At 74.0% G+C, this 21,788-nt stretch carries 16 protein-coding genes; 7 read left to right on the top strand and 9 right to left on the bottom strand.

The features are described 5' to 3' along the window. Positions 1 to 9: 9 nt before the first annotated feature. Together ACFO0B_RS04990 and ACFO0B_RS04985 are read right to left on the bottom strand one after the other, a co-directional pair. Positions 10 to 1,197: a lipase family protein gene (locus tag ACFO0B_RS04990; protein ID WP_378611089.1), complete on the bottom strand. Its 1,188-nt coding sequence runs from the start codon at positions 1,195 to 1,197 to the stop codon at positions 10 to 12. Positions 1,198 to 1,372: 175 nt separating this feature from the next. Next, positions 1,373 to 2,800 carry an amidase gene (locus ACFO0B_RS04985; RefSeq protein WP_378611088.1) on the bottom strand — a complete coding sequence of 476 codons (1,428 nt, stop codon included), beginning with the start codon at positions 2,798 to 2,800 and terminating at the stop codon, positions 1,373 to 1,375. A 106-nt stretch (positions 2,801 to 2,906) separates the two neighbouring features. On the opposite strand from ACFO0B_RS04985, the gene ACFO0B_RS04980 reads away from it, so the two are divergent. After that, on the top strand, positions 2,907 to 8,795 hold the full coding sequence (locus ACFO0B_RS04980; RefSeq protein WP_378611087.1) for an amino acid adenylation domain-containing protein: 5,889 nt from the start codon (positions 2,907 to 2,909) through the stop codon (positions 8,793 to 8,795). A 6-nt stretch (positions 8,796 to 8,801) separates the two neighbouring features. Here ACFO0B_RS04980 and ACFO0B_RS04975 read toward each other — a convergent pair whose 3' ends face one another. Then, positions 8,802 to 8,951, bottom strand: coding sequence for a hypothetical protein (locus tag ACFO0B_RS04975; protein WP_378611086.1), 150 nt, complete (start codon positions 8,949 to 8,951; stop codon positions 8,802 to 8,804). 299 nt (positions 8,952 to 9,250) lie between these two features. On the opposite strand from ACFO0B_RS04975, the gene ACFO0B_RS04970 reads away from it, so the two are divergent. After that, a complete protein-coding gene (locus tag ACFO0B_RS04970; RefSeq protein WP_378611085.1) occupies positions 9,251 to 10,762 on the top strand; it encodes a bifunctional phosphatase PAP2/diacylglycerol kinase family protein in 1,512 nt (503 codons plus the stop codon). 1 nt (position 10,763) lies between these two features. On the opposite strand, the gene ACFO0B_RS04965 is transcribed toward ACFO0B_RS04970, so the two are convergent. Genes ACFO0B_RS04965 through ACFO0B_RS04955 form a run of 3 tightly spaced genes read right to left on the bottom strand, consistent with a single transcriptional unit; the run spans position 10,764 to position 13,086 of the window. Next, positions 10,764 to 11,897, bottom strand: coding sequence for an ABC transporter ATP-binding protein (locus tag ACFO0B_RS04965; protein WP_378611084.1), 1,134 nt, complete (start codon positions 11,895 to 11,897; stop codon positions 10,764 to 10,766). After that, positions 11,894 to 12,691: a molybdate ABC transporter permease subunit gene (modB, locus tag ACFO0B_RS04960; protein ID WP_378611083.1), complete on the bottom strand. Its 798-nt coding sequence runs from the start codon at positions 12,689 to 12,691 to the stop codon at positions 11,894 to 11,896. The genes ACFO0B_RS04965 and modB overlap by 4 nt, the downstream gene beginning before the upstream one ends. Continuing rightward, positions 12,688 to 13,086 carry a TOBE domain-containing protein gene (locus ACFO0B_RS04955; protein ID WP_378611082.1) on the bottom strand — a complete coding sequence of 133 codons (399 nt, stop codon included), beginning with the start codon at positions 13,084 to 13,086 and terminating at the stop codon, positions 12,688 to 12,690. Before ACFO0B_RS04955 ends, modB begins: the two co-directional genes overlap by 4 nt. A 105-nt stretch (positions 13,087 to 13,191) precedes the next feature. Here ACFO0B_RS04955 and ACFO0B_RS04950 point away from each other — a divergent pair, with 105 nt between their 5' ends. Continuing rightward, the gene (locus ACFO0B_RS04950) at positions 13,192 to 14,454 is read left to right on the top strand and encodes a metallophosphoesterase (RefSeq protein ID WP_378611081.1); all 1,263 of its coding nucleotides are present in this window, start codon (positions 13,192 to 13,194) and stop codon (positions 14,452 to 14,454) included. 12 nt (positions 14,455 to 14,466) lie between these two features. On the opposite strand, the gene ACFO0B_RS04945 is transcribed toward ACFO0B_RS04950, so the two are convergent. Then, positions 14,467 to 15,546 (bottom strand): hypothetical protein, encoded by a 1,080-nt coding sequence (locus ACFO0B_RS04945; protein WP_378611080.1) that lies wholly within the window; start codon positions 15,544 to 15,546, stop codon positions 14,467 to 14,469. Between the two features lie 173 nt (positions 15,547 to 15,719). Between ACFO0B_RS04945 and ACFO0B_RS04940 the strand changes: the two genes are divergently transcribed. The 4 genes from ACFO0B_RS04940 (at position 15,720) to ACFO0B_RS04925 (ending at position 20,154) form a co-directional block, all read left to right on the top strand. Next, positions 15,720 to 17,069, top strand: coding sequence for an MFS transporter (locus ACFO0B_RS04940; protein ID WP_378611079.1), 1,350 nt, complete (start codon positions 15,720 to 15,722; stop codon positions 17,067 to 17,069). Positions 17,070 to 17,593: 524 nt separating this feature from the next. Further along, complete coding sequence (locus tag ACFO0B_RS04935; protein ID WP_378611078.1) at positions 17,594 to 18,727, top strand: N-acetylmuramoyl-L-alanine amidase; 1,134 nt, start codon at positions 17,594 to 17,596, stop codon at positions 18,725 to 18,727. Positions 18,728 to 18,759: 32 nt separating this feature from the next. Then, positions 18,760 to 19,788 carry a CobW family GTP-binding protein gene (locus ACFO0B_RS04930; protein ID WP_378611077.1) on the top strand — a complete coding sequence of 343 codons (1,029 nt, stop codon included), beginning with the start codon at positions 18,760 to 18,762 and terminating at the stop codon, positions 19,786 to 19,788. A gap of 177 nt (positions 19,789 to 19,965) precedes the next feature. Continuing rightward, positions 19,966 to 20,154, top strand: coding sequence for a hypothetical protein (locus ACFO0B_RS04925; protein WP_378611076.1), 189 nt, complete (start codon positions 19,966 to 19,968; stop codon positions 20,152 to 20,154). Here ACFO0B_RS04925 and ACFO0B_RS04920 read toward each other — a convergent pair. Together ACFO0B_RS04920 and ACFO0B_RS04915 are read right to left on the bottom strand one after the other, a co-directional pair. After that, positions 20,144 to 21,148 (bottom strand): AraC family transcriptional regulator, encoded by a 1,005-nt coding sequence (locus ACFO0B_RS04920; RefSeq protein ID WP_378611075.1) that lies wholly within the window; start codon positions 21,146 to 21,148, stop codon positions 20,144 to 20,146. The two genes, ACFO0B_RS04925 and ACFO0B_RS04920, sit on opposite strands and share 11 nt — an antisense overlap. Positions 21,149 to 21,338: 190 nt before the next feature. After that, a complete protein-coding gene (locus ACFO0B_RS04915; protein ID WP_378611074.1) occupies positions 21,339 to 21,785 on the bottom strand; it encodes a molybdenum cofactor biosynthesis protein MoaE in 447 nt (148 codons plus the stop codon). Positions 21,786 to 21,788 lie beyond the last annotated feature (3 nt).

Raw genomic sequence — 21,788 nt, 5'->3', positions numbered from 1 at the left:
TCCCGTCGATCAGCAGGTGACCGGCGTCGCCTCACCGTTGAAGCGGGACTCCACGTAGTTCCACGCCTCGCCGAAGCCGGCCACCGCGGTGGTCATGTGCTCGGCGATGTCGTAGGGCGCGAACTTGAGCGGGGTGCCCGCGGCGCACCAGCGGTTCGCCGTCCGCTCCAGCGGTTCGAAGGCGGTGAGCTGGTCGTACCGGCCCTGCCAGAGCATGATCGGCGCGGTCGGGGCGCCGGGGTAATCCACCAGGCTGTTCTCGTGCAGCACCGCGCGCGCCTCCGGCGAGTCCATCAGCGCCTTGCTGGCGGCCATCTGGTCCGCGCTCCGGTACGCGCCGTGGAAGAGCAGGAAGCGGCGGCAGGCGTCGTGGGTGAACTCGCGGAACCACAGGCCGTTCGGGTTCAGCTGGTCGCTGATCGGCAGCCGGTTCGGGTACTCGCGCTCCAGCCCCATGGCGGCCGCGAAGGCGAGGCCGAAACCGATGTGCGGCTCGAAGCCGAGCGAGAGCGCCATCTGCTCCAGGTCGGCGGGGACACCACCGGCGGCGACCGCGGTCAGCTCGAGGTCGGGGGCGTAGGTGGGCTGCATGGCGGCGGCCCACGCGGTGGCCATGCCACCGCCGGAGTATCCGGCCAGCGCGACCTTGGAGTCGCCGAGCCCCAGCTCGGTGGCCTGCTTGGCGGCGCGCACGCTGTCCAGCGTCATCCGGCCGCCCAGCTGCGCGGCGCCGTAGGCGACGTGCGGGCCGAGGTAGTCCGGCATGCTGATCGCCCAGCCCTTGCCGATCGGCAGCATGGCGCCGGGGGCGTCCTGTAGTTCACCGTTGAAGAGCGAGCGGGAGGGGTTGCAGCGGGTGCCGAGCGAGTTGATCAGCGCCTGGTAGGAGACGAGCGGCGGGTTCCGCACACCGATCGGGAGCAGCACCGTGGTCATGCCGAGGATCGGCTCGTCCGACGAGTTGCTGGAGCGGAACGCGACCTGGTGGATATCGGTTCCGACGTACATGCCGGAGTCGACCTTCCTGGTGCGCACCACATCGCCGGGGGCGTAGTCGGCCAGGTTCGCGGGCGCGGTGAAGAACGGATCCGGATCCGGGGTCGGGAACAGCGGCTGCGCCTGGGCGGGCGCCGCGATCGAACCAGCCGAGAACAGGCTCAGCAGGACGATCAGAATTCTGGTTCGAACTCTGGGCACGGTCTTCCTTCGATCTGCGGATGAAGCACGGTGAACGGGCGCACAGTATCGAACTTCGAGAATGATCTTCCACTCGCGCGAACGATGGCGGGAAGGTTCACAAACACGGTCGTTCGTGTTTTGTGTGTCTCACACCGGATACCCCCTTCGCCCGCTCGAGTGCGGTCATCCGCCGTCAGATGCCGGGCGCGGTGATCCTCGGGAAGGGCAGCTCTGCCTCGACCAGGCAGGCCAGCTGCAGCAGCACCCGCTCGGCGCCGCGCACCCCGACGAACTGCACGCCGAGCGGCACGCCCGCAGGCGCCAGCCCGGCCGGGACCGAGATCGCCGGGGTGCCGGTGATGTTGTTCAGCGGGGTGAAACCGACGTAGCGCCGCAGCCGATCGAGCAGCTCGTCGAAGGGGACGGTGGGGGCGAGGTGCCCGAGCGGCGGGGTGGTGTGGCCGAGCGTCGGCACCAGCACCGCGTCGTAGCCGCCCATCTCGGCCTCGTAGGTGCGGTAGGCGCGGGCGAGGACGCGCAGCGCGCCGGGGGTGCGCCACACCTCGCGGTAGAACTTGCGCCGCAGCCCCATGGTCAGCCCGTCCAGCCTGGACCGGTCGAAGTGCCGGTCGGCCAGCTTTCCGGTATCCGAGACCACCGCCGCCAGCATCGCCCAGTAGTGCAGGAACGCCGTCTCGATGGCCTTGACGAAGGGCAGTGAGACGTCCTCGACGTAGTGGCCGTGCGCGCTCAGCAGCTCCGCGACCCGGCGCACCGATTCGCGCACGGCCGGGTCGGCGACCGGCCCCGCCGCCGACTCCAGCAGCACCGCGACCCGCAGCGGCCGGTCCGGCGGGCCCTCGACCGAGCCGATCGGCGGCAGCGCGCGGTTCGGGTGCCGCCGCTCCATGGCGGCGGTGAAGGCGGCGGTGTCCCGGACGGTTCTGGTGAGAATTCCCTCGCTCACGATGTTCAGCGGAAGCAGCCGGGCCAGCCGGGAGTCGGCGTGCCTGCCCCGGCTCGGCTTGAGCCCGACCAGCCCGGTGCTCGCCGCCGGGATCCGGATCGAGCCGCCGCCGTCGTTGCCGTGCGCGAAGGGGACCACGCCTGCCGCCACGAGCGCGGCGGCGCCGCCGGAGGAGCCGCCCGCTGAGCGCCCCGGGTTCCACGGATTTCGGGTCGGCTCGCCGTACTCCGGCTCGGTGCTGGCATTGAAGCCGAACTCCGGCAGTGCGCTCTTGCCGAGCACAACGGCGCCGGTGCTCAGGAACTCCCGGACGTAGGCGTCGGTGCCACGGGCGGGCGCGGCGGAGATGGCCGCCGTCCCGTGGTTGCTCGGCATGCCCGCGATGTCGGAATTGTCCTTGACGAAGGTGGGGACTCCGGCGAAGACGCCGTCCGCCCGCACCGGGAGAACCGGCTCGGCGAAGCTCTCGTAGGCCACCGCCGCCAGCTCCGCGACCGCCTCCGCCCGCCGCGCCGCCGCCGCGGCCAGTTCGCCCGGCGATCGCTCGCCGCGGCGCACCAACTCGGCGAGCGCGAGGGCATCGTGGTCGCCGAGCGCGTCGTCGGTGAAGGCGTGGATGCGGGCGGTGGCGGGGGAGCGAGCGTCGGTGGTCACGTGACCGAATCTAGAAGACGACGGGCGGCGGGGGTGAGAATCGGGTTTCCCACTCCGGGTCAGGAAAGGCTACCCTTCCCGCGTTGTTCGACAGATCGAGGAAAGCATGAGTACCCGCCCGCAAGCGACGTTGCCGCTGACATCGGCGCAGCGCGAGGTGTGGTTCGCCCAGCAACTGCTCGGCGACGTCCCCCTCACGATCACCCAGTACGTGGACGTGCACGGCCCGCTCGACCGCGCGGCGTACGCGCTCGCGGCCCGGCACACGGCCCGTGAGTACGGCTCCTACCTGCGCTTCGGCCGCGATGCCGACGGCACGCCCTGGCAGCGGCTCGACTACGACCAGTACGACGAGGTCGACTTCCACGACTTCGGCGCCGCCGCCGACCCGTTCGCCGCCGCGCTCGCCTGGATGCGCGCCGACCAGCGCCGCCCGATCGACATCACGGCCGATGAGGCCTCCTGGTCGTCCATCCTGCGGCTCGGCCCGGAGCGGCACCTGGTCTACACCCGGGTGCACCACCTGGTGCTGGACGGCTTCGGTGCGATGACCGTCGCGCGCAGGCACGCCGAGCTCTACGGCCGGCTGGTCGCGGGGGAGACGCTGCCGGAGCCCGAGCTCGGCTCGCCGCGGGCGCTGCTCGACGCGGACCGGACGTATCGGGAGTCTCCGCGGTTCCGTACGGACCGGGAATATTGGACCGAACACGCCACGGGTTTGCCCGATCCGGTCAGTTTGTCGAATCGGCCCGGCGAGCTCGCGCCCTGGTCGGTGATCGTCGGCGCCGACCTGGATCCGGCGCGGGTCGCGGCGCTGGAGTCGGCGGGTGGCGGCGCGGGCTCCGCGGCGGTGCTGATCGGCGCCTTCGCCGGGTACCTGGGCCGGAGCAGCGGCACGGCGGAGGTCTCGCTGAGCCTGCCGGTGACCGGGCGCACCAATGCGGTGCTGCGCCGGGCGGCGGGGCTGGTCAGCAATGTGGTGCCGCTGCGCATCGCGGTGCCGGACGCGGCGATCACCGCCGATCTGGTGGCGGCGACCCGCACCGAGGTCGGCGGGGCGCTGCGGCATCAGCGCTACCGCGGCGAGGACATCGAGCGGGACCGCGGCGGCGTCGGCGCCGGGTTCGGGCCCGCGGTCAACATCATGAACTTCCACTCCACCGTCGAGCTCGGTCCGGCGCGCGGGACGCTGCACCTGCTCACCACCGGGCCGGTGCCGGATCTCACGCTGAACATCTACCCGGGGTCGGAGTCCGGGCTGCGGGTGGAGTTCGAGGGCAACCCGAACCGCTACACCGAGCCGGAGCTGGCCGCGCACCATGCCCGCTTCCTGCGGCTGCTCGCGCACCTCACCGACGACCCGGCCGCCACGCTCGGCGCCTTCGACCCGCTCGACCCGGCCGAGCGGCGTGCCCTGGTGCCGTGGCGCGGGCCGGAGCCGGTGCCCGCGCGGCCGCTCGCGGAGATCATCGCGGCGGCGGTGCGGCGGGCGCCGGAGCACACCGCCGTGGTGCACGAGGAGCGGCGCTGGAGCTACCTGGAGTTCGACGCCCGGACCGACCGGCTGGCCCGCGAGCTGATCGCGGCCGGGGTCGGGCCGGAGACCAGGGTGGTGACGCTGCTCGAGCGCTCGGCGGAGTCGGTGGCGGCGGTGTGGGCGGTCACCAAGGCCGGCGGCGCCTTCGTCCCGGTGGATCCGGGGTATCCGCAGGAGCGGATCGCCTACGTCCTCGCGGACAGCGCCGCCGCGCTCGCGCTCACGACCGCGGAGTACGCCGACCGGTTGCCCGCCGAGATGCCGCGCATCCTGCTGGATGACGCGCTCGCCGGTCCCGATGCTCTCGGACGGCGGCCGATCACCGATGCCGAGCGCATCGCCCCGCTCCGCCCGGAGCACCCGGCGTACCTGATCTACACGTCCGGCTCGACCGGCCGCCCCAAGGGCGTCGTCGTCACGCACGGCGGCCTGGCCAACCTGGCCGCGGAGCGGCACGACCGCTACGCCCTTCGCCCGGGCGCGATCACCCTGCACCACGCCTCGCCCGGCTTCGACATGGCCGTCGGCGAGCAGCTCTGCGCCCTCGCGGGCGGCGCGACCCTGGTGGTCGCCTCCCGCTTCACCGTGGCAGGCCAGGACCTGGCCGCACTGCTGCGCCGCGAGCGGGTCAGCAACGCGATCATCACCCCGGCCGTGCTGGCCACCCTCGACCCCGCCGAGCTGCCCGAACTGAAGGTGCTCGGCGTCGGCGGCGAGGCCATCCGCGCCGACCTGGTGAACGCCTGGGCCCCCGGCCGCGCCATGCGCAACGGCTACGGCCCCACCGAGGCGACCGACATCGCCACCATCGGCGAGCTGGTCGCCGGCCGCCCGGTGACGATCGGCGCCCCGCTGCGCGGCTTCCACGCCCTCGTCCTCGACGCCGCGCTGCGCCCGGTGCCGCCCGGCGTGCTCGGCGAGCTGTACATCGGCGGCCCGGCCCTGGCCCGTGGCTACCACGGCCGCCCCGCGCTCACCGCGGGCCGCTTCGTCGCCGACCCGTACGGCCCGCCCGGCGGCAGGCTCTACCGCACCGGCGACCTGGTCACCGTCACCGACGTCGACGGCGAGCCCGCGCTCGAGTACCGCGGTCGCAGCGACTTCCAGATCAAGGTGCGCGGGCACCGGATCGAGCCCGGCGAGGTGGAGACCGCGCTCACCGCGCTGCGGAGCATCGCCCGCGCCGCCGTCACCGCGCACACCGACCCGCGCACCGGCACCCACCTGGTCGCCTACCTGGTCCCCGCCGACGGCGAGCGGATCGAGCTCGCCGCGGTGCGCGCCGAGCTGAGCCGCGGGCTCCCCGCCTACCTGCGCCCGGCCGCCTACGAGATCCTGGACACCCTGCCGCTCACCGCCAACGGCAAGCTCGACACCAAACGGTTGCCCGCCCCCACCTTCGGCCGCACCGAGTTCCGCGCGCCGACCGGCCCGGCCGAGCAGCGGGTGGCCGAGGTCTTCGCCGAGGTCTTCGAGACCGAAGGCCGGATCGGCGCGGACGACGACTTCTTCGCGCTCGGCGGCACCTCGCTCTCCGCCACCCGCGTCGCCGCCCGGCTGCGGGTTCCGGTCCGCGCGGTCTTCGACACGCCGACCGTGGCCGGGCTCGCTCCGCTGCTCGGCACCGATTCCGGCGGCCCGGAGCCGGTGGCGGGCGAGCGCCCCGACGTCATCCCGCCCGCCCCGGCCCAGCTCCGGCTCTGGCTGCTGAACCAGCTGCTCCCGGACTCGGCCGCCTACCACCTCCCGGTCGCGGTCCGGTTGGACGGCCCGCTGGCGCCGCCCGCGCTGCACGCGGCGGTGCGCGCGGTGCTGGCCAGGCACGAGGTGCTGCGCACGGTCTACCCGGAGTCCGGCTCGGGGGCCAGGCAGCAGGTGCTCCCGGTCTCCGCCGTGCTGGCCGGGCTCGACCTCGAACCCCGCCCCCCGGCCGGGGAGCTCAGGGACGAGCTGCACGCGCTCGCCGCGGAGGCGTTCGACGTCGCGGTGGACCCGCCGGTCCGGCTGCGGCTGTTCCGGCTCGGCCACGAGCAGCACGTGCTCGCGCTGGTCGCGCACCACATCGCGGCCGACGGCTGGTCGCTCGGCCCGCTGGTCGCCGACCTCACCGCCGCCTACGCCGCTGCGCACGCGGGCGGCCCGGCCGAGCTGCCCGCGCTGCCGCTGCAGTACGCGGACTACACGCTCTGGCAGCTGGCGCGGCTCGGCGACCAGGCCGACCCGGACTCCCGCGCGGCGAAGCAGCTCGACTACTGGCGCACGGTCCTGACCGACATGCCGGACAGCCTGCCGCTCCCGACCCGGGTGGCCGAGGAGCGCGCGGGCGACGGCGACGCGGTGGAGATCCCGCTCGACGTCCCGGCGGGCGGCATCGCCGACGGCACCCCGTTCATGATCGCCTTCGCCGCCTACGCGGTGCTGCTGCACCGGCTCTCCGGCAAGGACGACCTGGTGATCGGCACCCCGGTGGCGGGCCGCGGCCACCCGGCGCTGGACGCCCTGGTCGGGATGTTCGTCAACACCGTCCCGCTGCGCACCAGGATCGACCCGGAGGCCACCTTCGGCGACCTGGTCACCGCCGTCCGCGCCACCGCGCTGGACGCTTTCGAGCAGGCCGACGTCCCGTTCGACCGGATCGTGCAGGCCGTCCGGGCACCCCGGCTGGACGGCGGGCACCCGCTGCTGCGCACCGTCTTCTCCTACGAGAACCTGCCCGCCCCGCCGCCGCTCACCCTGGCCGGGCTGCGGGTCGAGGTGCTGGAGGTGCCGCAGCCGACGGCGCAGTTCGACCTCACCCTCACCGTCAGGGAGAACCCGCCGCGCGCCGTCTTCCGGTTCGACACCGCGGTCTTCGACCGGGACAGCGTGGAGGGGTTCGCCGAGGGGTACCGCGCGGTGCTGGCCGCCGCCCTGGTCGACCCGGCCGCCCCGGTCGGCGTGCTGGCCGCGGCGGGCGGCGAGGCGGTGGCCGACCCGGCCGCCGCGCGCGGCGCGCACGCCGCCCGCGCGGCCCGCGAGATCGCCCCGATGACCGCGCGCGAGCAGGCCATCGCCGCGGTCTTCGCCGAGGTGCTCGACCTGGACGAGGTCGGCCCCGAGGACGACTTCTTCGAGCTCGGCGGCACCTCGCTGCTGGTCTTCACGCTGCGCACCGCGCTGGCCGACCGGCTCGGGTTGCGGGTCGAGCCGCGCGCGCTCTTCGCCAGGGCCACCGTGCGGGCGCTGGCCGCGGCGAGCGAGGCCGACGACCCCGCCGCCTTCGCCGCCCGGCTCGCCGAGGACGCGGCGCTCGCCGACGACATCGAGCTCGGCGGGCTGGAACCGGCCGACCCCGCCGGGCCGCTGCTGCTCACCGGCGGCACCGGCTTCCTCGGCAGTCACCTGCTGCGCGAGCTGCTCGACCACACCGACCGCCCGATCTACTGCCTGGTCAGGGCCGCCGACCCGGCGGACGGGCTGCGCAGGCTGGGCCGGGCGCTCGACCACTACGAGCTGGACTCCGCCGATCTGGCGGCCAGGGTCACCGCGCTCCCCGGCGACCTGGCCCGGCCGCGGCTCGGGCTGGACGAGCCGGTCTTCGCGGAGCTGGCCACGCGGCTCTCCGCGATCGTGCACAACGGTGCGCTCGTCAACCACCTGGCGACCTACGAGCAACTGCGCACCGCGAATGTCGGCGGCACCCGCGAGCTGCTGCGGCTGGCGAGCACCGCGCGGGTGGTGCCGGTGCATCTGGTGAGCACCCTTGACGCGGTGCTCGGCGCGGACCGCAGCGGGGTGGTCACCGAGCGGAGCGTGCTCGCCGCCGACGAGGTGAACCGGCACGGGTACGTGGCGAGCAAGTGGGTGGCCGAGCAGCTGGTCCGGCGCGCGGGCGAGCGCGGCCTCCCGGTCGCGGTGTACCGGCCCGGGCTGGTCGGCGCCTCCGCCCGCACCGGGCTGATCGCGGCCGACGACTCGCTCTGGACCATGGTCAGGGCCGCCGCGCTGCTCGGCATCGCACCCGCGGTTCCGCCGGAGGCCGCGGTTTCGCTGGCGCCGGTGGACTACGTGGCGCGCGCACTCGCCGCGCTGGTCACCGGCGGTATCCCGGCGGGTGAGCGGTACCACCTGGTGAACACCGCGCCGACGCCGGTGCGGGATATCCTGCACGGCCTGGAGCGGCTCGGGTACGCGCTGCGCACCGTCACCCCGGACGAGGCGCAGCAGGTGCTCGCGGACCGGCTGGCCGCGGGCGGCGCGCCGGGTGACGACCTGGCGCGAGCGGCGCTGCTGGTCGGCAACTACGCCGATCTGAACTCCGGGGTCGGTGACCTGGTGCTCGACGACACCGCCACCCGGCGTGCGCTGGCGGGCACCGGCATCACCTGCCCGGCGGTGGACGCCGCGGTGATCGACCGGTGCCTGCTCCGATTCCGCGAGGCCGGGCTGCTTCCACAGCCCAGCTCGGCCGTCGGCTGACCGGGGTCAGCTCTCGGTCACCGGTTCCCGGGCCATCACATCGGCCCACCAGGAGGTGAGCGGGCTCGGGTCCGGCCAGACGACCGCGGTCGACGGCTCCTCGCCGTCGGGGATCTGCTGGTGCTCGGGCAGCGGCGCGGGGCCGGGACGGATCATGGCAGCTTTCCTCCGGAGTCTCGCCGGTGCGCCGGTGCCGGGCAGAGCTCACGAAAGGCGCCCAGACAGTGGCGCACGCACGAATCGAAACTGGCAGTGATGCAATAATATTCGCTTTTCGGGGGGTTGGCATGGCAATCGGGTAAAGATCACGTTGCGCAAGGGCCCTTTTATCGCTTATTCAAAGCATTTGTGCACCAGTAAGTTCCATTGCACGTGCATCGGGGTGAAGTCCACGATGTTGCCACGAGGTTTCCGAGCCGGCTCGCCGGTGCCGGTTCGTCGCTAGGCTCTGCGGCATGGGGTTACACCGGGCCCGCCGTCTCGCGCGGCCGATGGGCATGGCGAGCAGTCTGGACGAGTGGCTTGTCGAGCGCAGCGCCGAGGTGCGGCCGAGCGGGGCCGACCGCGCGCTGCGGCGCCTCTCGACCAGCGCGAACCACAATCGGCTCTGGTTGGTGGCCGGCACGCTCATGCTGCTCGCGGGCAACCGGCCGGTGCGCCGGGCAGGCGCCCGCGGGCTGCTCGCCGTCGCGCTGGCCAGCGGCACCGCCAACGGCGTGGCGAAGCCGCTGTTCCCGCGGCGCAGGCCGCCGGACGAGTCGGTGCCGTTCGTGCGCAGGCTGGTCAAGCCGCCGGTCTCCTCGTCGTTCCCGTCCGGGCACTCGGCCTCGGCGGCGGCCTTCACCGCGGGGGTGGCGCTGGAGTACCCGCCCGCGGCGGCGGTGGTGGCGCCGGTCGCGGTGGCGGTGGCGTACTCCCGGGTCCACATCGGGGTGCACTGGCCGTCGGACGTGGTCGCGGGCGCCGCGCTCGGCGTCGGGCTGGCCTGGGCAACGCACCGCTGGTGGGCGGTGCGCGCCGACGAGCCCGCCATGCTCGGCCCGGCCGAGTACGTCGATCCGGTGCCCGCCGGGCGCGGGCTGCTGCTCGTGGTCAACCCGTCCTCCGGCAGCGGCGCGGGCGCGCGGTTCGCGGCGGAGCTGATCGGGTTGCTGCCCGAGGCGACGGTGCTGGAGCTGGATCCCGAGCGCGACCTGGTCGCCGATCTGGAACGCGGGATCGCGGCGGGCGGGATCACCGCGCTCGGCGTGAGCGGCGGCGACGGGACCGTCTCCTACGTGGCCGGAGTGGCGGTGCGGCACGGGCTTCCGCTCGCGGTCTTTCCCGGCGGCACGCTGAACCACTTCGCCAGGGACGCGGGGGTGGAGGATCCCGTGCGCACGGTCGCCGCGCTGAACGCGGGCGAGGTGGTGCTCGCCGACACCGCGCGGGTCGACCTGGACGGCGGCGAGCACCGCGATTTCGTCAATACCGCCAGCCTGGGCGGGTACCCGGACTTCGTCCGCATCCGCGAGCAGTGGGAGCGCAGGCTCGGCAAGTGGCCGGCCGCGGCGCTCGCCATGATCCGGGTGCTGCTGCGCGCGCGGCCGGTGCACGCCGAGGTGGACGGCGAGTCGAACGCGCTGTGGATGCTCTTCGTCGGCAACGGCCGCTACCACCCGGCACACCAGGTGCCGATGTCGAGGCCGGAGATGTACCGCGGCACGCTCGACGTGCGCTACCTCCGCGCCGACGTGCCCTTCTCGCGGACAAGGCTGGTGTGGTCGACGCTGACCGGGACGCTGGAGCACTCGCCCACCTACGTGCGGCGCGAGGTGCACCGGATCGCGGTGCGGGTGAGCGGGCCGCCGGTCTCGCTCGCCACCGACGGCGAGGTGGACAGCCGGGCGCGGGATTTCGTCTTCCGCAGCAACGCCGCGGCACTGCCGCTGTTCCGGGCGGCCGAGGACGGGCCGGTGCTGAGCTGAGTCAGGCCGGGTAGCACTGCATCTCCGTCGCCTTGACCGCCGCCCAGAGCCGAGTGCCCGGCCGGATGCGCAGCTCGGCGACGGCCGCCGCGGTGACGTCGGCGAGGACCGGTGGTGCGCCGTCCAGCCGCACCCGCGTGCTGTGCGCGTGCTGCTCGACGGCCGCGACCGTCACCGGCCAGGTATTGCGCGCGCTGCCCGCCGGGCGCTCCGGGTGCAGGGCGACCGCGCTCGGCGCGAACGAGACGAAGACCGGGCCCTGGGCCGCTTCGGCCAGGGTGAAGGTTCCCTGAGCGGGGTCGGGGTGCTGTGCCGGGGCGCGGTCCCGCGCGGGCGCGGCGCGGTCTCCGCGTTCGCCGAGCCGAGCGGTGTCACCGGGCCCGACCACGACCTCGGTGCCCGCCGCGACCCCGCGGTACAGGTTCAACCCGACGAGTTCGGCGACGTAGTCCGAGCGCGGCCGGCGGGCCACTTCGGCGGGCGGCCCCTCCTGCACCACCCGCCCGTGCTCCAGGATGACCAGCCGGTCGGCCAGCATCATGGCATCCAGCGGGTCGTGCGTGACCAGCACCGTGTGCCCCCGGTACGCGCCGAGGTGCCCGGCCAGGTCGGCGCGCACCCGCACCCGCGTCCCCGCGTCCAGCGCGGCGAGCGGCTCGTCCAGCAGCAGCACCTCGGGGTCGGTGGCCAGCGCCCTGGCCAGCGCCACCCGCTGCGCCTGCCCGCCGGAGAGCGCCCGCACCCTGCTCCCGGCCTGCTCGGCCAGCCCGACCGCCGCCAGTCCGGCGGCGGCTCGCGCCCGTGCCTCGGCCCGCCGCACCCCGCGCGCCCGCGGCCCGAACGCCACGTTCTCCAGCGCGCTGAGGTGCGCGAAGAGCAGGTAGTCCTGGAAGACGACGCCGACCGCGCGTCGCTCCGGCGGCACGAAGACCTTCGGCGGCACGTCCCACTCCCGCGCCCCGAGCCGGACCGCGCCGGAGTCGAGCGGGGTCAGCCCCGCCAGCGCCCGCAGCGCCGTCGTCTTGCCCGCGCCGTTCGGCCCCAGCAGCGCCACCACCTCGCCCGGCGCGACCTCGAACTCGATGCCGAGCTCGAACCGCTCGCGGTTCACCCCGAGCCGGGCACGCAGCGTCACAGCGCCCCCTCGAGCCAGCGTTCGCGCAGCGCGACCAGCACCGTCACCGAGACGGCGAGCAGCACCAGGCTGAGCACGATGGCGGCCGCCGGATCGGTCTCCAGCGCCAGGTAGACCGCGAGCGGCATGGTCGTCGTGGTCCCGGGGAAGTTGCCGGCGAAGGTGATCGTCGCGCCGAACTCACCGAGCGCGCGCGCCCAGCAGAGCACCGCCCCCGCCACCACGCCGGGCAGGACAGCGGGCAGCGTCACCCGACGAAACGTGTACCACCGCGAGGCGCCGAGCGTCGCCGCCGCCTCCTCGTACCTCGGGTCCGACGAGCGCAGCGCTCCCTCCACCGCGAGCACCAGGAACGGCAGCGCCACGAAGGCCTCGGCGAGCACGACGGCGGCCGTGGTGAAGGGCAGGCTCACGCCGAACCACTCGTCCAGATACCGCCCGATCAGCCCGCGCCTGCCGAGCACGAGCAGCAGCGCGACGCCGCCGACCACCGGCGGCAGCACCAGCGGCACCGTGACCAGCGCGCGCAGCAGCCCGCGGCCGGGCAGCTCGCCGCGGGCGAGCAGCCAGGCCAGCGGCACCCCGAGCACCAGGCAGATCCCGGTGGCGAGCGTCGCGCTGACCAGCGAGAGCCGCAGCGCGGTCGCCACCTCCGGGCTCGCCAGCCGGGCGGGCAGCTCCCGCCACGGCGCCCGCACCAGCAGCCCGGCCACCGGGACGAGCAGGAAGACCAGCCCGCCCAGGCCGGGGACCAGCAGCAGCAACGGCCGCCGGGCGGGTACCCGGCGGCTCACCGCTCCGGCACCTCCACGACGACGTGCGTGGATTTGACCGAGGCCACCGCCACCTTGCCGACCTCCAGGCCGAGATCGTCCACCGACTCCGCGCTCAGCAGCGAGACCACCCGGAACGGCCCGGCCTGCAGCTCTACCTGTGCCATCACCGTGTCCTTGACGATCCGGGTGACGATGCCGCGGAACCGGTTGCGGGCCGACGCGGCGACGGTGACGCCCGGCTCCGGCGCCTCGGCGGTGGCGCGCAGGAACTCGGCCAGCTCCCTGCCCTCGACTCCCTTGCGGCCGTTGGGCAGCTGGACCGCGGTCAGCCTGCCCTGCTCGATCCAGCGGCGCACGGTGTCGTCGCTCACGCCGAGCAGCTCGGCCGCCTCACTGATCCGCAGATTCGACACGGATCGCATGATACCGCCGCGGGTGCGTCCCGCTGCGCGGTCGCTACTGTGGTGGGCGGCGTCCGTGCGCAGGTCACGGGCCGGAACGGAAAGAGGGTCGGCCCGGTGGCCATCGTTTTCGTCGTCGTCGGGCTGCTGGTGCTCGCGCTCCTCGCCGCCCTGCACCGGTATCTCTGGCTGCGCCTGGTGCGGGACACCACCGACGCCGGTTCGGTGCCGCGCGGCCTCGGCACGGTGCTCTTCGTGGTGGCGCCGCTGCTCACCCTGGCGACCTTCGTCGGCGCCCGCGCCGGGTTGCCGATCGGCGCGGTCCGCGCCATCGCCTGGCCTGGCTACCTCTGGGCCGTCCTCTTCCTCTACCTGCTGCTCGCGGTCCTGATCGGCGAGGTCCTGCGCCCGCTCCTGCTCCGCGCCACCCGGCGCGGTAGCGATAGCGACGCCGCTCCGGCGGCGGGTGGCGAGAATTCTGCCGCCCGGGCGGGTGGCGAGGGTGCTGTCGCGACCGCGGGCGGGCCGACCGTCGGCGCCGCCGAGCCCACCGCGACCGACCTGACCCGCCGCAGGCTGATCGCGCAGGCCCTGGCGGGCGCGGGCGTTGCGGCCGCGGTGGCGACCGTCGGGTTCGGCACCTACGGCGTGCTGCGCGGCCCGCGCGTGCTTGAGGTCGACGTCCCGCTGGCCAAGCTCCCGCCCGAGGCCGCCGGGTTCCGGCTGGCGGTGGTCAGCGACACCCACATCGGCCCGGTGCTGGCCGCGGGCTTCACCCGCACCGTGGTCGACACGGTGAACGCCACGAACCCGGACGCCATCGTCGTGGTCGGCGACCTGGTCGACGGCGACGTCGACGACCTGCGCCCGGACGTCGCCCCCTTCGCCGACCTGCGCGCCCCGCACGGCGTCTTCTTCGTCACCGGCAACCACGAGTACATCTCCGGCGCCCAGCAGTGGGTCGACTACCTGCCGCGGCTCGGCATGCGGGTGCTGCTGAACGAGCGCGTCGCGCTGCCCGGCTTCGACCTGGCCGGGGTGAACGACCTGGCCGGCGAGGACGAGGGCAACGGCCCCGACCTGGACAAGGCCCTGGCCGGCCGCGACCCCGCGCGCCCGGTCGTACTCCTCGCGCACCAGCCCGCCTTCGTCGACGAGGCTCGGGCGCACGGCGTCGACCTGCAGATCTCCGGCCACACGCACGGCGGCCAGGTCTTCCCCGGCAACCTGCTGGCCCGGCTGGCCAACCCCACCCTGTTCGGCCTCGAGCGCTACGACGACACCCAGCTCTACGTCACCCGCGGCGCGGGTGCGTGGGGCCCGCCGGTCCGCACCGCCGCCCCGTCCGACGTCACGGTGCTCACCCTCGTCCGTCCCTAGGCATCGGCGCGTCTAGAGCACCACGCAGAGCGTGTGCAGCGGCGGCCGCCCGGCCGCCCGCCACAGCGCTTCGCACTCGGTGAGCAGGTGCCCGAGCACCGTCCCGTCCCGCTCGCCCGCGGGCCCCGCGACCGGTTGCCCGGTGAGCAGATCGTGCACCAGCCCGTCCCGGACGTCGACGCCGAGCAGCGCGATCCCGGCGAGCGCGAACGGCACCCGCGGCACCCTGCTGATCCGCGCCCGCGCGGCCCGCTTGCGCCCGTCGCCCGCGGCGGTGTGCTGCGCGACCAGCACGCTCTCCCTGATCTCCGGCACCGAGAGCACCTGCCCGCCCGGGTAGCGCAACCCGTCCGCGGCGAGCAGCACGGCGCGGTGCTCCGGGCGCAGCGACACGCCGAGCGCGCGCTCCAGCCGGTTCAGCCGCTCCGGGGTGGCGGGCGGCCCGGCCTGCACCGGCACCTCGGGGTCGGCGATCCGGCCGAGCGCGGTCATGACCGCGATGATCCGGTCCACCGGCGGCGGGTCCAGGTGCACGTCGCGGCCCCACGGCCCGTGCTCCGGCCCCCACATGAGCCGGTCGACCCGCTCGGTGTACTCGCGCAGCCGGTGCCGGAGCAGCGCGCCCAGGCCGGGGTGCAGCACCGGGCGACGGGCGCGCAGTTCGAAGGCGGCACCGTCGGGGGTGAGGTAGAGGTTCCGGTTGTAGCCGTCCTCGGCGCTGTCGCCGACCGGGGTGTGGACGGCGGGGTCCGGGTCGATGCCGAGCGCGGCCGGGAAGCGGCCCTCGCTCTCGGCGAAGAAGTCGGCGAGCACCGCGACGGCCGACCCGTGGCGCTCGCCCCCGAGGTCGGGGGTGCCGAGCAGCGCGGCGCCGTCGGCGTAGCCGTCCCAGCCGTCCGCGGTGGCGAGCAGCGCGCGGTGTCCAGGGTCGAGCGGCCTGCCGAGCCGCTGCTCGGCGGCGGCCAGCTCGGCCGGGCTCGCGCCGGGTCGCGGCGGCGGGCCGGGTGCGGGGGCGCCGTCGATCTCGGCGCGTCGGCGCACCTGTTCGGCGAATGCTTCCAGCAGGGCTTGCCAGGTGTTCGGTTCCGCCATCGCGACGACCCTCCAGCTCGGTCCACGGTGTCGAAACACCACGTACCCGATGGTAGCTGAGTAATTGCTAAGGGCCGAGACTCCGGAGCCCGGAAATGATCACGGAGTGCTGTACGCGATAACGGGTACTCCTCGCCGAAGCGAGGCCCGAGCCGCGGGCTGGGAAGGACACGATGGTGACCGACAGCAAGCCACCGGCAACGGGACCGGCGGATCCGGGGACGCTCAAGCGCTCCGTCGCCGCCTCGGCCATGGGCAACGCCACCGAGTGGTTCGACTACGGCGTCTACGCCGCGACCGCCACCTACCTGGCCGACGCGTTCTTCCCCGGCGACCTCGGGACGCTCGGCGTCATGCTCGGCTTCGCCGTCTCCTTCGTGCTGCGCCCGCTCGGCGGCATGGTCTGGGGCCCGCTCGGCGACCGGATCGGCCGCAAGGCGGTGCTCGCCACCACCATCCTGCTGATGGCCGCCGCGACCGGCGCGATCGGCGTCCTGCCGACGCACGGCCAGGTCGGCGTGCTCGCGCCGATCCTGCTCATCATGCTGCGCGTGGTGCAGGGCTTCTCCACCGGCGGCGAGTACGGCGGCGCCGCGACCTACATGGCCGAGTGCGCCGGCGACCGCAAGCGCGGCTTCTACGGCAGTTTCCTGGAGTTCGGCACGCTCGGCGGCTTCGTCGGCGGCTCCGCGGTGGTGCTGGCCTGCCAGCTCGCGCTCGGCACCGACGCCATGCACGACTGGGGCTGGCGGATCCCGTTCCTGATCGCGCTCCCGCTCGGCGCCATCGGCTGGTACCTGCGCTCGCGGCTCGACGAGTCGCCGATCTTCGAGGAGGTCGCCGCGTCGAAGGCGAAGCGGCCGCCGACCGGGCTGCGCGAGGTGGTCGTCACCTACCGGCGCGAGACCCTCACGCTGATGGGGTTGGTCGTCGCGCTGAACGTGGTCAACTACACGCTGCTCACCTACCAGCCGACCTACCTGCAGAACACCGTCGGCGTCGCGGAGTCGACCACCACCGCCATGATGCTGATCGGCCAGCTGATCATGATGCTGGCCATCCCGTTCTTCGGCGCGCTCTCCGACCGGGTCGGGCGGCGGCCCATGTGGCTGGTCTCGCTGCTCGGGTTGATCGTCTTCGCGCTGCCCATGTATTGGCTGATGGGGCAGGGGATCGCCTGGGCGGTCGTCGGATTCGTCGTCCTCGGGCTGCTCTACCTGCCGCAGCTGGCCACCATCAGCTCGACCTTCCCGGCGATCTTCCCGACGCACGTGCGCTACGCGGGCTTCGCCTTCGGCTACAACGTCTCGACCGCGCTCTTCGGCGGCACCGCACCGCTGGTGAACGAAGCCGCGATCGAGGGCACCGGCTGGTCGCTCTTCCCGGCCGCCTACATGATGGGCGCCAGCGTGATCGGGCTGATCGCCTGGTTCTTCCTGCGCGAGACGGCGGGCACCTCGCTGCGCGGCACCGAGGTGCCGGACGCCGCCACCGACGCGAACCCGGTGGGGGCGAAGGCCTGACCCGCCGAGCCGGTCCGTGGCGGCGCCGGGATCAGCCGCCACGGACCGCAGTTCACCGTGAGGAAGGCGACGTCGGTCGCCTTGATCTCCGCGCGCACCGGCGTCTTCCTGGTGAAGTCGTTGCCGATCACGTGGTTCATGTCGAAGAGGTCGCCCTCGGTGGTCCAGAGCCTGCGCCAGTCACAGCCGTAGCGCTGGTCGGGCGTTCCCGGCGCCTCGTACCAGCCGGGCACGATCTCCTCGCCGACGAGGTAGAGGCCGTCGACCGGGATGACGGTGATCGGCTCGGCGGCGGCGGTACCCGCTCCGACCAGGCTCGCGACGGACAGGAGGGCTCCGGCGACGAGCGCCGCTGTGGTGCGCATACCCGTCAGATGTACCAGAGCGTCCGGGTATGAATTGCCCTTTTCGAGATTTAGGACACACCGGTCGGTGGTACGTAGGATAGTCACGGAAGTGACCTGTGGGTGTGGTGTGACCAATGGGAAGGGAGGGGCGTTCCGTTCGCGGAGCGCCGACCGCACATGAAGCCGAGCATTCTGCGAAGCACGACCCGCGTCGTCCTGGCGCCGATCCTCACCGCGTCGGCGTTCGCGCTGGCTCCCGCCGCTGTGCAGGCGCAGCCCGCGAACAACGAGCTCGCCGGGCGCACCGTCTTCCTCGACCCCGGCCACCAGGGCTCCGAGCACGCCGAGGACCTCTCCCGGCAGGTGGACAACGGCCGCGGCGGCACCAAGCCGTGCCAGACCACCGGCACGACCACGGTCAACGGCGTGCCCGAGCACACCGTCAACTGGGAGGTCACCCAGCTGGTCAAGGCCTCGCTGGAGAGCCTGGGGGCGCGGGTGGTGCTGAGCCGCGCCGACGACACCGGCTGGGGCGGCTGCGTCGACGAGCGGGCAGCGGCGGCGAACCGCTCCGGCGCCGCGCTCGCGGTGAGCATCCACGCCGACGGCGCCCCGGCCGACCAGCGCGGTTTCCACCTGATCGTGCCGCAGCTGCCGATCCCGGACCCGAACGCCGACCGGGCCCAGTCCGGCGCCGGGCGCGCGGCCAGCACCACCATGCGCGATGCCTACGTGCGCGCGGGCTTCTCGCCCGCCACCTACGGCGGCGCCATGGAGGGCATTCAGACCAGGGCCGATATCGCGGGCCCCGCGCTCACCCACGTTCCCGCGGTCTTCCTCGAGATGGGCAACGGGGCCAATCCCGAGGACGCCGCCGTCCTGGAGAGCGCCGAGGGGCAGCTGCAGCACGCCATCGCCATCACCACCGGCATCGCCGGCTACCTGCTCGGGCTCTCCCCCGGCAACGGTCAGCCCACCGACCCCGCCCGCGCCGGCGCGGCACCGGGCGGCGCGGCACCGACCCTCGCGCCGGACGGCACCGAGCCGGGCGCGGCACCCGACGGGACCTCCACCCCGACCACGACGGTGCCCCCGACCGGGACGGCGCGGACCCCGTCCCTCCCGCGCGCCCGCGGCGTCGACCCGTGGGACTCCGCACCCCCCGGCCCGGCCGATGGCCCCATCACCCAGGTCCTCGAGCTGCTCCGCCCGCTGGCGAAGGCGCTCGGCCTGGACGAGCGCGACATCACCACGGGGCTCATCGATCTCGCCTACCGCTTGGCGGGCGCCCTCACCGAACCCGCGAACTGAACGGCGCTCCCACGTTCACTAGGGTGGATGGAATGGCGGAGCGGATTCCCGTGCTGATCGTGGCCGGCTTCCTCGGATCGGGGAAGACCACCCTGCTGAACCACCTGCTGCGCGCGGCGGGCGACACCAGGATAGGCGTCGTCGTCAACGATTTCGGCGCCGTGAACATCGACGCCATGCTGGTCGCGGGCCAGGTCGACGCCATGGTCTCGCTCGGCAACGGCTGCGTGTGCTGCGCCGTCGACCTGGGCGAGCTGGACGAGATGTTCACCCGGCTCACCGAATCCAGGCACGCCGTCGACGTCATCGTGGTCGAGGCCAGCGGCCTGGCCGAGCCGCGCAACCTGGTGCGCATGGTGATCGGCAGCGCCAACCCGCGCATCCGCTACGGCGGGCTGGTCGAGGTGGTCGACGCCGAGCAGTTCCCGGAGACCAGCGCGCGGCATCCCGAGCTCCTGACCCACCTCCGGCTCGCGGACCTGGTCGTGCTCAACAAGATCGACCGCGCCCGGGACGCCGACGCGCTGCGCGCCCGGATCGCCGAAACGGTCGGCCAGGTGCCGATCCACGCCACCACGCACGGCCGCGTAGCGCCGGGGCTCCTCTTCGACGAACCGGTCCGCCGCCGCACCGACGGCCCCGAGCAACTCAGCTTCGACGCCCTGCTCGCCGAGCCCTGCGCCGACGAGCCGCACCCCCACCTGCACGACGACTACCGCAGCATCGCCTTCCGCACCGAGCGCCCGCTGGACCCGCGCGCCCTCGTCGCCTTCCTGGAGGACCCGCCGGACGGGCTGTTCCGGGCGAAGGGCGTGGCCGCCGTCGCGGTGGCGGGGGAGCGCCGCAAGTGGACCTTCCACCTGGTCGGCAGGCACGTCGCCGTCGAGCCGGTGGCCTCGGCGCGGGGCGAGCGCCGCGGCACCGACATCGTGCTGATCGGCACCGGCCTGGACGAGGCGGCGCTGCGCGCCCGGCTCGCCGCCACCGAGCACACCGCCACCGAGCCGCTCGACGCCGACGCCCTGCTCGGGCTCTGGCGCTACACCCCGGAACCCGCCTGATCTTGGCGTGTTCGGGCGGCGGCTGTCGCGTTCGGTGCTGGTGGCCCGGCGACACGCCGACAAGACTCGTCCACGGGACCGCCGCGCCGGACTCGCGCATCTCCGGCTCGTTTCGCGGCGGTCGATTCGACGTCCAATGCTGTGGGCGCCGTGTCGTGCGACCGATGGGAGAGCTTCGTGCAGACTTGCGAGAGCGCCACCGCCTACGTGATCGCCGCGCTGGAGGCCAAGGGGACCGCCACCCGCGAGGACTTCGACGTGCCTGCCATCGTGACCTCGGTGCAGAGCGTGATCGACAGCTGGGATTTCGAGATCCTGGAGCCGCAGTCCTTCTGGCGGATCGCGGCGAGCTACCTCAGGGTGTGAGCGGGGAGTGCTCCCGGCGCGCCGCCGACCAGCGCCGCGCCGCCCGGCGCATGGACGCCGCGTCCGAGTAGCCCAGCAGTTCAGCCTGCCGCGACCGGTTCATCGGGCCGACCGCCACCGCCCGGCGCAGCCGCGCGTCGCGGGCCCGGTCCAGCTCCCGGCGCCAGGTGGTGCCCGCCTCGGCCAGCCTGCGCTGCAGCGTCCGCGGGCTGAGCGCCAGTGCGCGGGCCACCCGTTCCAGCGAGACGTCGCCCTCGTCCATCGCGCGCTCCAGCGCCGCCGCCACCCGGCGCGGCCAGACCGCGCGCAGCGGTGGTGGCGGTGGTAGCGCGTCGGCCAGCGGACGCAGTACCGCGGCCAGCGCCGGATCGGCGGTCGCGAGCGGGAGTTCCATGTCCGTCGCGCGGAAGGTGATGCCGTCGTAGGCGGCGCCGAACTCCACCGCGCCGGTGCCGAACGCCTCCTGGTAGACGGCCTGCCTGCTCGGCGCCCGCTGCCGCAGCCCGACCTTGATCGGCACGATCGGCCCGCGCACCGCGCGCCGCGCCCGTGTCAGCGAGGCGATCAGCCCCCACAGCTGGGTCAGGTCCCGGCCGGGGCCCTCGCCGTCGAGCATGTCCAGGTAGAGCGTGACCTCGCGCTCGTTGTCGGCGAGCAGGTGGAACCGGTGGTTGGTGGTGACCGCGGTGACGTACGGGTCCGAGGTGGCCAGCCCGGCGCCGAGCGTCGGCGCCGAGGAGAACAGGTAGTCGTAGAGCCCGAGGCTGCTCAGCTGGAAGTTGCCGCCCACCCGCAGCGCGACGTCCGGGTCGCCGAGCGCGTGTGCGGCCACCTCCCACAGCCGGGAGAAGGTGGGGCTCGGCAGGTGGCCGGAGTCGCCGGTCAGCGCCCACTCGGGGAGCCCGGCCTCGCGGGCGAGCCGGCGCGGGTCGACCCCGGCCGCCGCGAGCTGCTCGATGACGAACCTGTGCAGCAGAATCTGGTCCGTGCTCACCCCTGCTCCTCGTCGCCGGCACCGGCCGGGTGGACACCCGGTCAGCCCATCCTGTCCGATCCCGCCCGTAGAACGCCGGGGATGCCCCTTTTCGTTGCCGAGCGGCGACCTGATCCGCCCCGGGCGGCGGAATCCGGCCGCTCGACCGGAGGCATCGGCCCACCTTCGAGCCGAGCCGTCGCGCCCAGGTTCACCCGCAGGCGTTGACCCACTCGGAGAGCCCGTCGGCGAACATCTGCCGTTTCCAGATCGGCACCTCGAGCTTGATCCGGTCCACCAGCTCCGCGCAGGTGGCGAAGGCCTCCGCGCGGTGCGGCGCCGCCACTGCGACCACGATGGCGCGATCCCCGATGGCCAGCGCGCCGATCCGGTGCTCCGCCGCCACCGGCAGTCCGGACGCCGCCGCGACCTCCGCGCAGCACCTGGCGAGGAAGTTCTCCGCCTTCGGATGCGCCGAGTACTCCAGGGCGGAGACCGCCTGACCGTGATCGTGGTTGCGCACCGCGCCGGTGAAGACCACGACGGCGCCGTGCTCGGGGCCGAGCACGGCGGCCTCGACCGCGGCCGGGTCGAGCGGCTGCTCGCTGATCCGGGCCAGCCGGACGTCGCCGGAGTGCTGCGGCTCAGTCGTCGACATGGG

This window comes from Nocardia jiangsuensis, assembly GCF_042650385.1.
GTDB classification, from domain to species: domain Bacteria; phylum Actinomycetota; class Actinomycetes; order Mycobacteriales; family Mycobacteriaceae; genus Nocardia; species Nocardia jiangsuensis.
Note: the sequence above shows the minus strand (reverse complement) of the source record. Positions and strands in the feature narration are given on the sequence as shown.